Here is a 13380-nt window from a genome sequence, read left to right on the forward strand (position 1 = left end):
GGTGGGGTGTAATTTGAATAAAAATCTTTGTTGAAAATCCTTCTGTTTTATAAAATGATTAAATTATCTTTTTGTCGTATTTATATACTTTGTTAGAGTTTTTATTTGTAATGTGTTTGTAAAAGTGGTAGCCTAAAGGAGAATGTTTTTGATCGGTGGGGGTTATAAATTTATGATAGGTAGTAGGAACGCTATCAGCCACACTAGGCACAACCATAGGCGACAGTACAGCAAGCACTGTGAATAATGTGGGGCAGACAAGGTGGAATTATTTGAGTCATTGGGAAAATGCCAAGCTAAAAGAACTGGTAGTAGCCCAAAAAGTATGCTGTAACAAAAACTAAAAAGACAACTTGCACAAAAGTTGGTAATTTACGGTTATGAAGACACAAATTACCATTACTTGCCCAAGTTGCCTATCGGTTAGTATAAAGAAAAATGGCGTAAAAAGCTATGGCAAACAAAACTATTTTTGCAAAGATTGTCATAAACAGTTTGTTCATCATTTACAGCTTACTTACAAAGGTTGTCAATCTTACATAGATAACAAAATACGCTTAATGTTAGTTCGTGGTTGTAGCATTGCTGACATTGTGATACTTGAACAAGTGAGTAAGGGCAAAGTGCTTAGTGTGCTTGCAAACAGTAATCACCAAATCAAACCAAGACAAAAGCATTACAATACCTGAAAGATAGATGAGTTTTGGACTTGTGTGGGTAACAAGAAAAACAAAGTTTGGCTCATCTATGCGTACGATAGACACACAGGTGAGATTGTTGCCTATGTATGGGGCAAAAGAAACCTTGCTACTGCCAAACAGTTAAGGTCAAAACTGATGAGTTTAGGTATAAGTTTTGATAAAATTGCTTGCGATGATTGGGACAGCTTTCTGACGGCTTTTAAGCACTCTATCAAACAAGTGGGTAAACACTTTACCGTTGGTATTGAAGGCAATAACACAAGGCTTAGAACCTTTGCTAGGCGAGCATTTAGAAAAACGTGTTGTTTCTCTAAAAACCTAACCAATCATCTTAAAGCATTTGACTTGGTGTTTCATTATATCAACTATGGGTGGGTGTAGCATACTTTTTGAACCAGGGCCAAAAATACATTAACATACTTTCATATATAGGGGTATTTCCTAGTATCACTTTATTTTTATTTCTTTTGCTTGAGTTTTTTGATGATAAGAAAAGCTTTTTCTTTGTTTACCTATTAAAATTTAAAAATACACAGGATGCTCTTTTTGGATTGTCTTTTGTTCTGCTTTGGTTTATGCCTGCATTGTTTTTATTATTTAAAAAATGTATTATTCATCGCAATTTTTATATAAAATTTTCACTGATTTGGTATGGTATAATTATAGTATGCTTAGCTTTGCAATTAAGTGATGTAGTAGTGATGTATGCTTTTAAGAGATTGACTTTTAAATTCAACTAAGCCTACAAAATAAGAGCTTGAACAAACCTAAGAATCTTCGATAGCATCACCTCAGTCTTGTACACTCCTAATTCAAATGGTATCATAGGTGATGTGGCAAGATCAGCAAGTCCAGAGCTTGCTTATCGGATTGGGCAGGAGTTTAAAGAAAATAAAACCCTAAACCAACTAGACAATGGTAATCGCCCAGAAGAACAAAGCCCGCAACACCTACTGGCTCATGCTATACTAGGTGCTGCCGTAAGCTACGCCACAGGACAAGACATTGGTATAGGTGCTTTATCAGCAGCAGGCAGTGAAGCTGTTACTCCTATCTTATCTGACTTCTTATTTGGCAAAAAACCAAACGAGCTAAGTCAAGAACAAAAAGATACTATTACAAGTATTTTAAACTTAACCACAGTTACTACTGCTTATAGCACAACTGGCGATGTGAGCAGTGCAGTGAATGCTGCTGAAGTGGGGAGAGTTGGGGTTGAGAATAATAACAGCAGTCGTCGAATTGTGGTTAGAAACCCTGTTCAACAACAAAGGCTGGATATTATAAATCTTGAGACAGCTGCAATCCGAAGATATTTGCCGGGCTTTAATGGCATTCCATCACTTAGACCCAATAGCCACATTTCCGCTGTTGAGGTGGCTGAATATCAAGCATTTAGTAGATTTCTTAGATATTCAAATCAGACATATCCTGATGCACAAAGTGCTTATCAGGCTTTTAGACAAGTGGGTTATCGGACTGGTTTATCCCAGCCAATTATTGGTCGTGGTGGTTACTATTATGCAAATAATATGAAAATAACCCAAAGTTACTATAACAGACTATGGCGAGAGGGTAGACCAGCGCCTTTTGTTCAGGCTAGAGAGATATTATCATCAAATCCTAGAGTTGAAAGAGATCCACAAGGGAGGCCAAGTTTTAATCGATACACAACCAACAACTTAGAAATGATTTATAACCCAACAACTGGTGAAATATGGCACATCCAACCAACAAGAAATAGCAGGTGATTTTTATGCAAATAGACATTATGTCAAAAACATTAATGGATAATTTACTAACCATTCAAAGATGCAATAATGAAGTTGAATCTATACTTTATAATATTGAAATTTTAATCAAATCTATATTAAATAATATTACAAATATTGATGATGACAAATCGATCGCCCTAATCAAATCTTTGTTCGAAATTCAAGAAAGTGTGGCTTTTGTCGTATTTAAATTTAACCATAAAACCAGTGATTTTTTATATAACTTTATCTATGATTTTGAGCGATATGATGAATATGCTGCTAAATATGTATTTGATAAATACATAAGCAGTAAGAGATTTCAAGGCAATAATACAGACTTATAGTAATTAGATGACAACACCAAAGAAGCTAATAAGTGGGCAGAAGGCGGCATCTACCGAATAGCACTACACACAATAACTGCTGCTCTAGCCACAGGTACAATAGAAGGAGCTGTATCAGCAGGCACAACCGCTTACGCCATTCCAAAGATTGATGAATACCTTACAAAACAAGGCTTTGATGAAACCACAAGACAAACCGCTTTGCTTGCCCTATCAGCAGCCCTAGGCACAACCATAGGCGACAGCACAGCAAGCACGGTGAATAATGTGGGGCAGACAAGGTGGAATTATTTGAGTCATCTTGAATTGGCTAATTGGAGACAGGTACTTCAAGCATGCAAGGGCAACGCAGTTTGTATTGAAAACAATAACCGCTTTTATGCACAAAAAAATCTACAAAATACCCAAGAATTTGAAAATGCCTGTATTAACAACTTCAATGCAAGCAATTGTCAAAACCTAATCTTGCGATTTCAAGATGGCACACAAGGTGATTATAATTTAAAATACATACCAAATCTTTATGCTGACATATCAAGACTTGGCGGTGCAAATGCCAACACCACCATTAATAGTATCCGATGGAATAATGCCACAGGTGGTTATTTCATCAGAGATACTGGTATTGTCAATATCAATCGCTATCATGGCAATGAAGCCCAAGCATTTATAGGTGAACTTGCCAATGATAGACTGTATGGCGGTCGTCGTGCTGGTAGTGTGGCTGGGGCGGCTGGGTATGGGGTTGGGGTTAATTCTGTATCAGGTACAACAAAGCATGGAGACAAAAGAAAGGCTCAATCAAGAACAGATAGCCACAGGAGTGTTGGTGATGCTAATAAAGTTGTCTTGGAGGGAAGGCGATATCTTGACAGTGAAACTGGTGCTCATGTGTACATCAAGGGAGATAGGGTTGTAATTCTTGATAACGAAGGTAAAATCATAACGCAATTTAAAAATACCAAGCAAAATACTAGAAATAGAGTCAGGAGTGGAAAATGGATTCCTCAGTAATACAAACCAAGTTGGAATTGAGATTATTCTTTGTAAAAAGATATAATAATTTATTTAAGATATTTGTGTTATTTAATCCACAGACGGAGGCATATGCAGTGCCCATGTCTATTAACATGAGTGAGGTTGGAGATATTATGAATAGGGATCTGGAGATAACTCTAAATGAGATAATCTTGGATGAATTACAGCAGACTTTTTTAGATTGGTATGATAGTGCAGAATGTGCGATTGAATGCCATTTTTTGGAATTTGGTTAATAATTTAGACCAAATACAAGTTACCATTTAGCAAAGGATACAAAAAACAGCTAAATGCTCAGGTAATCATCACCACAGAATTTGGCAAAGAAGCCCCGAAAAGAATCGGTGATTATGCCCAAAACAAAGAACTTGAACTGATTGCCGTAATCAGACTTGTAAAGATCAAGTAATTCAAAAATACTTGGTACTGTCCGATCAACAACAAAAAAAATTTAAACAATGTCTGCGTAATAAACTATAATGCCGTACAATGTGAAAACTTACGCAAACAGTACTTTGCAATGAGTGAAACCCTCACTCAAACACATTTTAATAAGTTAGGCGGTACAAATTATTGGCTTCATGTAGAAAATGAAAATCAGCAAGCTGAATCAATTTGGCGAAATGTTGCACTTAGTAATCCAAATACTCAAGCCTTAGATAAAGCTGTACTGATTATACAAGAACAAGGTGGAGTTGGGGCTGGTAGAAATAGTGGATTTTCTGCGGTTGGGATCAAGAATAATAAAAAACCCAATTCTACGGCTCAAACCCCTAAAAATAAACCAGCTGAAAAAGATCTGAGCTTGCTTGGTGCTACCGGACCTCAACTTCCTAGCACGACAGTATGGAGGGAGAAAGGTTCAAAAGCTCGTATCGATGTAGAAAATCCAGCACCAGGGGTTAGAGCTGGGCAGATACATTATCAAGATGCCAACAATAAAAAATATTACTACAATCCAAAAGATGGTAAATTTTATGTTGGTAAAATAGATGATGGTGTACTTGCACCAAAATCTATACAGAATCTATTAAATGATAGAAAATTCCGTAAAGGAATAGAGAAAGCCTTGAAATATCTAGGAGCTAAATAAATATGCGGTTATTAAATCAAAGCATGCTTGGCTACATTGCCAAGATGAATATCGATATAGAAAAATCAACACTAGACTCAAATCTTCAAAAAATTCTATCAGAAGATTTTTTGGATAAAGATGGCGGCGTCTTTTTTCAAGAAACATATCCCGATGAATATTTATCTAGGTCATTTTCGGCTGATGAAATAAAAAAAATTTATGCTGATTTATCTGGAATGGAGCAATCGTTCAACAAAATACATATAGGCGATTATGTAAATGATGATAAATTATTTGAGCAAGCAATTGTATTTTTTCAAAAGTTTATAGAAAAATGGAATCGCCAAAGAGATTCTGAAGTTTTGGCAGTCTTAGCTTTTCAAGATGACGATGTTGGTCTTTTTGCAACATTTAACTTTCATCAAATCAGAGACGGTGAAATAGTTTATGATTTAAGTAATGGTATAGAAAATTTTATTCAACCAGTAATGTTTTATTTGTCTTAACATGTTTAGGAAGGGCTTAGAGTGGCAGAAAGTGAATCAAGGAGCTTTTTAAGCCTTAAGGGAGCTGATAAAACCTTTTATTCTGATTGGATTGCTGAAGCTGGAGCTGTAATTATGAAAAATGGCAAAAAAGAATTCCAAGATATTTATAAAAATCATCAAAATAGAACTTTAAGCTGGAGCTATTGGCGATTGGTCAATGAGCAAAATGATCCAGAATTGCAAAAGGTTCATGAGAAGCACATTCGTTCTTGGAGTTTTTTCAGCAAATTTTTAACCGATTCTATCATGAAGTTTCGTGTATGGTCACCATGGAGTTATTTTTTAAATCCTAAGGATAGAATTACTATTGGCTGTAAGCAAATGCCAGAGGTTAAAGAATGCAAGAAATAATAGTTAACACGGTTCTTGTGACACTGCTTATCAATCTTTTTTATTTAATAACAATTGGCATTGTTAGCTTATTATTATATATTGGACTATTGATACGCATTGCAACTCGTAGAATTAAAAAGATACATTTAGAGCGTGCTATTCGGTTTTTTACAATTGTGAGTGTAGTGCCTGCTTACCCTGTCCATACTTTTGTTTTGTTCGTTGTTTAATCCAGTTGGGCTATTGTTCTTATTTCCTTTCATTGGTTTAATGATTGATGGTCATCCCATGTTTTTCCGTATTTATTCGGTTGCATTTTCTTTGGCGTGGTTAATGCCGCCTATATTCTTGATAATTAAAAATCGAATTTCTCAGAAGCCTTATTATTATAAATTTTTTATTATTTGGTATGGTGTCATTACGGTGTGCATATTGCTTATAATATTGAGTACAATGTTGTAAGGTCATCAACCCTAGAAATCTCAAGCAACTCACCCAAGAGCAAAAAGATACCATTACAAGTATCTTAAGCTTAACCACAGTCATCACTACCTACACCACAACCAATGGTGATGTGAGCAGTGCGGTGAGTGCTGGGGAGATTGGGAAGGTATGCAAGCATAAGCCAGCATCACGATGAATAATTGTCAAATCAGCCATTTGTTGCCTGAATAAAAGACAAGGCATGAGCATCTTTTTCATTGATAATCAATTCCAAACCCTCTGTTTGCCAATCAATCCCTATCGTCTTATCATTCCATATGATGCTTCGCTCGCTGTCTTTGTGGTAAAAGTTTGTGGTTTTGTACAAAAATTGGGTATTGTCTTCCAATGCAACAAAGCCATGAGCAAAGCCTGCAGGTATCCAAAATTGGCGATGCGTTTGGGCATTTAATTCTACACCGACCCATTGCCCAAAGGTTGGTGAGTCTTTACGAATATCCACCGCAACATCAAAGGCACGACCCTGTACCACACGCACCAATTTTCCTTGGGCAAAGGGTTCGCTTTGATAATGCAATCCACGCAACACACCTTTTGATGACATGGAATGGTTATCTTGTACAAAGATTGGCACACCAAAACCACGCTCTTGAAGTACCTTGGCAAATACATTTTGGTTAAAACTTTCCATAAACCAACCACGCTCATCGGCAAAAATTCGTGGTTCAAAAATCAACAATTCAGGGATTTTGGTTTCTATGACATTCATATTCATGCCTCAACCGTTATGCTCTTTATGTAATTTTAATAAATATTGTCCGTAGCCTGTTTTCTTAAAAAACTCTGCTCGTGCCAACAATTGTTCATTATTTATCCAACCATTTGCATAGGCAATTTCTTCTAAACACGCGACTTTTAATCCTTGTCTGTGTTCAATGGTTTGTACAAATCGGCTTGCATCAAGCAACGAGTCGTGCGTACCTGTATCAAGCCAAGCAAAACCACGCCCAAGCAACTCGACATTTAGCGTATCTTTTTGTAAATACACATTATTAACATCGGTAATTTCTAATTCACCACGATGTGAAGGTTTGATATTTTTGGCGATTTCTACCACATCATTGTCATAAAAATAAAGCCCTGTAACCGCATAATGTGATTTTGGCTCGGCAGGTTTTTCTTCTATGCTTAAGGCTTTGCCATTTTTATCAAACTCTACTACGCCAAAACGCTCTGGGTCATTCACATAGTAGCCAAATACGGTCGCTCCAGTTTCTTGTGCTGATGCACGGCGTAATTGTTCGCTAAAATGCTGACCATAGAAAATGTTATCGCCCAAAATTAAGCAAACATTATCATCGCCAATAAATTCTTCACCTAAAATAAAGGCCTCTGCTAATCCATCTGGGCTTGGTTGGACTTTATAGGATAGCTTAATACCAATCTCTTCACCTGTTCCCAGTAGTTTTTCAAAATTTGGTAAATCTTCAGGCGTTGAAATAATTAAGATGTCAGAAATGCCTGCCAACATCAGCACCGATAATGGATAATAAATCATCGGTTTATCATAAATTGGCAATAATTGTTTTGATGTTCCCATGGTGATTGGGTATAGGCGAGTGCCTGACCCGCCTGCCAAGATAATGCCTTTACGGTTTTTAGTTGTCATGAATCAGTTCTCCAAGCACTTGGCGAACGCCTTGTTGCCAATGTGGTAAATGTAATGAAAAATTGCGTTGTAATTTGCTGGTATTAAGTCGTGAATTGTGTGGACGCTTTGCAGGCGTTGGATAATCCGCTGTGCCAATGGCATTGACTTGTTTCACTATTAAGTCAATCCCCATTTCACGAGCCACGTCAAAAATAAACTTAGCATAGTCATACCATGAGCATTCGCCTTGTGGTGCAAGATGGTAGTGTCCCATCTTAATACTTGCAGAGTTCAGCTGATATTGGCGAATGATTTGAGTGGTAATGTCTGCAATCAAACTTGCTCCTGTTGGGCTACCAATTTGGTCGGCAATAATTCCAAGCGTTTCACGGCTTGCTCCCAGTTTTAACATGGTTTTGATAAAATTATTGCCATGTGTGCCATAAACCCAACTGGTGCGAAGGTTAATAAAATTTGCTCCGCTTTGCTCAAGTGCAAGTTCGCCTTGACGCTTGGTTTGCCCATACACATTGATAGGGCCCGTGCTATCTTCTTCTGTCCAAGCAGTTTCACCCGTACCATCAAACACATAATCGGTTGAATAATGTATCAATAGGGCATGGTGTTGTTTTGTCAATTCTGCCAAATGTTTTACAGCCAAATGGTTAATCAATTCTGCTTGCACAGTATCAGTTTCGGCTTTATCAACCGCAGTATAGGCAGTCGCATTAACCACAATATCAGGGCGGATATGATGAAATGCTTGTGTTATCGCATTAAAATTCGCCACATCACCACATAAACCATCGGCATTGCTATGGCGGTCTAGGGCATAGACTTGTCCTAAAGGTTGTAAACTTCTGTCTAATTCAAAGCCGACTTGACCATTTTTACCTAGAAGTAAAATTTTCATCGTTTAACCTTGTTATGGCTTATTGATATTGCTTGTTAATCCAGTTTTGGTATTCACCGCTTTGAACGTGCTGTACCCATTCTTGATTATCCAAATACCATTGCACGGTTTTACGCAAGCCTGTAGCAAAAGTTTCTTGTGGCATCCAACCTAACTCTGCCCCAATTTTACTAGCATCAATGGCGTAGCGTAAATCATGTCCAGGGCGGTCTTTGACATAAGTAATTAAATCTGCATATTGAGCAACACCTGTCGGTTTATTTGGTGCAAGCTCTTCTAATAATTCACAAATGGCTTTGACCACATCAATATTTTTCTGCTCATTATGTCCGCCAATATTGTAAGTCTCGCCGACTTTTGCAGTGGTTGCCACTAAAAATAAGGCACGAGCATGGTCTTCTACATAGAGCCAATCACGGATTTGTAATCCATTGCCATACACAGGTAAAGGCTTACCATTTAGTGCATTCAAAATGGTTAATGGAATTAATTTTTCAGGGAAATGATAAGGTCCATAATTGTTAGAGCAATTGGTAATCACCACAGGCAAGCCATAGGTACGATGCCATGCTCGCACCAAATGGTCAGAACTGGCTTTACTGGCGGAATATGGTGAACTTGGGGCATAAGGCGTGGTCTCAAGAAACAAATCGTCAGTGCCTTCCAAATCGCCATACACTTCATCAGTTGAGATATGATGAAAACGGAATGTTGCCTTTTTATCATCGCTTAAACGATGATAATAATGGCGAGCGACCTCTAATAGGGTGTAAGTGCCAATAATATTGGTCTGAATAAATTCGTTTGAACCCGTAATAGAGCGATCTACATGGCTTTCTGCCGCTAAGTGCATGACAATATCTGGAGCAAATTCATCAAACAATCGCTCAATTTGCCCACGATTGCAAATATCTGTTTGGCTAAATTGATAGCGTGGATTGTCAGACACTAGCAATAAGGATTCTAAATTGCCTGCGTAGGTTAATTTATCCACATTTAAGACATGATGCTCGGTTGTTTGTAAAATATGGCGAACCACTGCTGAACCGATAAAGCCTGCACCGCCTGTGATTAGGATGTTCATTGTAAAAATTTCAAAAAATCATAAATTAATATTTTGAATACTAATTTTCTAAACATATAAGCATCTAAAATAATAATAATGTTGCCAATAAAGTACATTGGCAACGTTATATATATCAAGATTTGGGAGGATTGAGTAAGTTAACAGAACGCTCATTCCTTAATTTTCGAATACGGTCTCTTACCCAATGAGCAGCAGCCCTAGTCTTTGAAAACTTCTTCCTAGAAGTTCGAATTTTTTCTTTAATATTTCTAAAAAATACACTTATTGGATTAATCTTTTTGTAAAAATAGTAAACCATCTGATACATCTCTTCATCTCTTTGATTTCGAGAAGTTGTATTGTGAATATGCCAAATTAATTCATTTTTCGATTTTTCAATATCGTGAAGCAATGTATGTAAAAGCCCAAAATTTGCTTGGTTATCCATAAGAGCTTGACGAACCATGGCATTGCGATATTCTGTTTGGTACTTTAGGTGTTTGTCCACTCCGGCAATAACAGAGTTGCCATAAGTACCATTTGCATTAGGGCGGTGATGATAGTAGGCCAATTTTTTATTTAAGGTTCTAATTTCGCCAAGTCTAAATAATCTCAGGTTATAGTCCCAATCACCCAGCACGGGTAAGCTTTCATTAAAGCCCCCGATAGTTTTTGCAGCTTTCATTCTGATAAGTAGGCAAATTGGTGGTGCGATGTTACCTTTAATAAGTGTATCAATATCGACAAAATCTTTCCAATAATCCCAGTCAAAGATGGCAAGCTCTTTTACTGTATCGTGGATAATTTCTTCATGAATCACTTGGCAGTTGCATATGACAGCAACGGCTGATTTATCTTGCTGTAGAAATTGCACAGTTTCTTGCAAAAATTCTGGATGCCATGAATCGTCGTCGTCATGTATGACTAAAAATTCTTCATGAGCAATCTGAAATGCACAGTTTGATGCCGCTTCCATGCCTAGTGAATCTGGATTATGGATTATAGTGATTCGTTGATTTAAGTCGTTTGAATAAATATCAACTAAGTCTTCAACATCTTTTGGTTCGCCACCATCATTAACAATGTATAAGTGCCAATTGTGGTAGCTTTGCTCGATGACGCTATTAATCGCTCTTGCTAATAATATAGTGCGATTTTTAGTACGCATTATGATAGCTACCGAGCCATCCGTTTTGATTTGATTATTGTCTTGCAGTTCATTAGCAATTGGGTATAAATGATTATTAAACACTGAAGAAATTCCTTATCAAAATTTGCTCTTGATTAGATCTGAATAGTTGTCAAAATGCTGACGAGCTACCTGATATGCGGCTGGATTTTTTTCTTTAATACCAAGATTGATCCAATGAGTCATCACGCCAGCGGGCCAACCTCCTCTATGTAGCAAATCAGAAATTTGATCTTGCTTTTTTGGTAGATGATTTGGAACAATACGATGAAACTCGTCATGATTGTGCAGCATAGAATGTTCTATTGCACCCAAAGTTTCTATTTCATTTTTATTTGGAGAGCAAAAAACTTGTGCCATAGCAGCATTCGCACTGATAATATCAATGCTATCAGCAGAAATACCCATATAACTGCCAGATGTTATCCATTTAGATATTCCTTGCAAGGCAGCATCTTGAAACAATTTAATTGTTTCATTAAATGAATTGATATATTTGTGACCTTTATCCTCTTTGAGAGTTGGATGATAACGCTTATCTTCAGTAGATAAATGAAAATTAATCGTTGTTTGATGGTCTGCTGAATGGAAATTTTCTAGCAGGTTGATTGAATTTATCATTGTGTTTGTTTCATCCTGTCTAAGAAATTTACTCCAAAAAGCAGCAGCCATTGGCCCATTTTTATACAGTCTACCAGTGGTATTTTGACGAAATAAACCGTAATAATAGCCATATACTTTTGAATCTACACCAAAGTAACTGCGTAAGTTTGCAATAGACATCTGAATGGTGCCATTCCAACCCAAATCAACTATGGCAATCTTGTTATTATTACTCATAAGTCCTTCTTGATGATAGTAATTGGTTGTGTTATCGAACACTTGCTTAAAAACAGGTAACAGGTCATCAAGTAGAAATTCTTGAATATAGCTTTTAATTTCATTGACTCTAGACCAATCAATTTTTGACTCTAGGTTACCAAAAATAGCCTTGAATCCATCTTGATAAATTTTTGTTTGAGAAATATTGAATGGCTTAAAAATCTGATAGTAACTATCCCAGGGTTCACAAGATTCATTGATGATAAAATTAAGTGACGCCTCTGATAAATATTTATTTTTAATAATCTCGGTGTAGCATAGAGAGTATCTTAAAACTCGTCTAGAGACATATAAATAACTTGATGTGCAGCCAATTTTATTATCAAAATCTTGTAGTTGCCAAGCTTTATGAATTACCTGTGCATCTCTGGCGCAGAAAAATACATGGTCAATTTTATGGGTTTTGATTTGCTCTGCGAGCCAATTTGTAAAGCTGTATAAAATTATTGACCCTAAAGATGCACCCAAAGAAGACCAAATCTGTTTTTTGATGTCAAAATTAGGATTTTGTCGAAGTTTGGTTGCTTGACTAAGGAAAGAAAATGGTAGTAAATAAGGATTCAATTCTGCACCCACTCGGCGTTCGTTTAAGAATCGATCATAGTGTTGTGTTTGAATGCCATATTTGTTTGGTGTTATAACATCTGCATGAATATTATCTCCAAAATGAAAGATTTTTTTATCGTTTCCGATAACATTTCTCACTTCAGCCCAAATTTTACCACTATGTTTGGTTTTGCCAAGATATGAAGAAACAAATAAATGATCATAATTAACAAAACCATTGGTTTTTAGAATCATCTCAATGTTATGTGGATGAAGATACATATCAGAGACAAAGATGATGGTTTTTCCTAGTTTTTTCAGCTGGGAGATTAGTTCAAAATGATCGGAAATGGCAATACAAAGATCAACTTCGGAATTTTGCTCACAAGATTTGGCAATGTTTGCAAAATCTTTTGTATAGCCAAATTGAGTAACTAGTGTGTGATAAATTTCATCAATAGATATTTCTTCGGCTTTATTTCTGTCATAGGCAGTATTTCGTGCTTGTTGTTCTGCAAGCAGTCGATTTTTTGCAAAGCCTGCTGCAAGGGTGCATCCTTGCGATACTAATTTTGCCTCAACAAATGCAAAAACATCAATAGGGCATTCAACCAATCGTGTCACAACGGTGTCAAATACATCGAAGGAGATAATATCGAAATCCTGAAGCTGATTTAACATTAATTCAACATAGTGTTTATTTGTGACCATTATATTTTTCTTATAATCTGCACGAACTGTTGAGAGTAATTGATTTGCATCAAGATAGGAGTTGGTTGTGATCATAAGAATCCTTATTTACAAATATTAAGTATATCAAAGTACGCATTTTCAGATGATTAAGTTTCTTAACTTAGCATAATATCCACCTTCTGCCATCAACTCATGGTGAA

The 13380-nt window shown here is 36.6% G+C and carries 13 protein-coding genes and 1 pseudogene; 8 read left to right on the forward strand and 6 right to left on the reverse strand.

Features of this window, described 5'->3' with window-relative positions:
• Positions 1-380: 380 nt before the first annotated feature.
• From EL162_RS06000 to EL162_RS06030, 8 genes and pseudogenes are all read left to right on the forward strand, one after another.
• Positions 381-1082, forward strand: a pseudogene (locus tag EL162_RS06000) (IS1 family transposase).
• A gap of 452 nt (positions 1083-1534) precedes the next feature.
• A complete protein-coding gene (locus EL162_RS06005) occupies positions 1535-2452 on the forward strand; it encodes a VENN motif pre-toxin domain-containing protein (RefSeq protein WP_170161420.1) in 918 nt (305 codons plus the stop codon).
• A gap of 5 nt (positions 2453-2457) precedes the next feature.
• The gene (locus EL162_RS06010; RefSeq protein ID WP_076555193.1) at positions 2458-2802 is read left to right on the forward strand and encodes a CdiI-like immunity protein; all 345 of its coding nucleotides are present in this window, start codon (positions 2458-2460) and stop codon (positions 2800-2802) included.
• Between the two features lie 201 nt (positions 2803-3003).
• On the forward strand, positions 3004-3816 hold the full coding sequence (locus tag EL162_RS10365) for a hypothetical protein (protein WP_126330793.1): 813 nt from the start codon (positions 3004-3006) through the stop codon (positions 3814-3816).
• A 104-nt stretch (positions 3817-3920) separates the two neighbouring features.
• The gene (locus tag EL162_RS10000; protein WP_170161421.1) at positions 3921-4076 is read left to right on the forward strand and encodes a hypothetical protein; all 156 of its coding nucleotides are present in this window, start codon (positions 3921-3923) and stop codon (positions 4074-4076) included.
• A gap of 284 nt (positions 4077-4360) precedes the next feature.
• A complete protein-coding gene (locus EL162_RS06020; protein ID WP_126330795.1) occupies positions 4361-4933 on the forward strand; it encodes a hypothetical protein in 573 nt (190 codons plus the stop codon).
• A gap of 2 nt (positions 4934-4935) precedes the next feature.
• Positions 4936-5421 (forward strand): PM0498 family protein, encoded by a 486-nt coding sequence (locus EL162_RS06025; RefSeq protein ID WP_126330797.1) that lies wholly within the window; start codon positions 4936-4938, stop codon positions 5419-5421.
• 21 nt (positions 5422-5442) lie between these two features.
• Complete coding sequence (locus tag EL162_RS06030; RefSeq protein ID WP_126330800.1) at positions 5443-5814, forward strand: hypothetical protein; 372 nt, start codon at positions 5443-5445, stop codon at positions 5812-5814.
• A 634-nt stretch (positions 5815-6448) separates the two neighbouring features.
• Here EL162_RS06030 and rfbC read toward each other — a convergent pair.
• From rfbC to EL162_RS06065, 6 genes are all read right to left on the reverse strand, one after another.
• Complete coding sequence (gene rfbC, locus EL162_RS06040; protein WP_126331688.1) at positions 6449-7009, reverse strand: dTDP-4-dehydrorhamnose 3,5-epimerase; 561 nt, start codon at positions 7007-7009, stop codon at positions 6449-6451.
• A gap of 9 nt (positions 7010-7018) precedes the next feature.
• Positions 7019-7909 carry a glucose-1-phosphate thymidylyltransferase RfbA gene (gene rfbA / locus EL162_RS06045; protein ID WP_126330802.1) on the reverse strand — a complete coding sequence of 297 codons (891 nt, stop codon included), beginning with the start codon at positions 7907-7909 and terminating at the stop codon, positions 7019-7021.
• Complete coding sequence (gene rfbD, locus EL162_RS06050; RefSeq protein WP_126330804.1) at positions 7899-8804, reverse strand: dTDP-4-dehydrorhamnose reductase; 906 nt, start codon at positions 8802-8804, stop codon at positions 7899-7901. Before rfbD ends, rfbA begins: the two co-directional genes overlap by 11 nt.
• Before the next feature lie 19 nt (positions 8805-8823).
• Entirely contained in the window at positions 8824-9888 is a 1065-nt protein-coding gene (gene rfbB / locus EL162_RS06055) for a dTDP-glucose 4,6-dehydratase (protein ID WP_126330806.1), read from the reverse strand.
• Between the two features lie 115 nt (positions 9889-10003).
• Positions 10004-11122, reverse strand: coding sequence for a glycosyltransferase family A protein (locus tag EL162_RS06060; protein ID WP_126330808.1), 1119 nt, complete (start codon positions 11120-11122; stop codon positions 10004-10006).
• A 15-nt stretch (positions 11123-11137) separates the two neighbouring features.
• Positions 11138-13273, reverse strand: coding sequence for an HAD family hydrolase (locus EL162_RS06065; protein WP_126330810.1), 2136 nt, complete (start codon positions 13271-13273; stop codon positions 11138-11140).
• Between the last annotated feature and the right edge of the window lie 107 nt (positions 13274-13380).

The organism is Moraxella cuniculi, from assembly GCF_900637105.1.
In the GTDB taxonomy this organism is placed as follows: Bacteria; Pseudomonadota; Gammaproteobacteria; order Pseudomonadales; family Moraxellaceae; genus Moraxella; species Moraxella cuniculi.

Coding starts and splice junctions, on each gene's coding strand:
- rfbD (WP_126330804.1), bottom strand. CDS start 8,804: ATGAAAATTTTACTTCTAGGTAAAAATGGTCAAGTCGGCTTTGAATTA.
- EL162_RS06010 (WP_076555193.1), top strand. CDS start 2,458: ATGCAAATAGACATTATGTCAAAAACATTAATGGATAATTTACTAACC.
- EL162_RS06065 (WP_126330810.1), bottom strand. CDS start 13,273: ATGATCACAACCAACTCCTATCTTGATGCAAATCAATTACTCTCAACA.
- EL162_RS10000 (WP_170161421.1), top strand. CDS start 3,921: ATGTCTATTAACATGAGTGAGGTTGGAGATATTATGAATAGGGATCTG.
- rfbB (WP_126330806.1), bottom strand. CDS start 9,888: ATGAACATCCTAATCACAGGCGGTGCAGGCTTTATCGGTTCAGCAGTG.
- EL162_RS06020 (WP_126330795.1), top strand. CDS start 4,361: ATGAGTGAAACCCTCACTCAAACACATTTTAATAAGTTAGGCGGTACA.
- rfbA (WP_126330802.1), bottom strand. CDS start 7,909: ATGACAACTAAAAACCGTAAAGGCATTATCTTGGCAGGCGGGTCAGGC.
- rfbC (WP_126331688.1), bottom strand. CDS start 7,009: ATGAATGTCATAGAAACCAAAATCCCTGAATTGTTGATTTTTGAACCA.
- EL162_RS06025 (WP_126330797.1), top strand. CDS start 4,936: ATGCGGTTATTAAATCAAAGCATGCTTGGCTACATTGCCAAGATGAAT.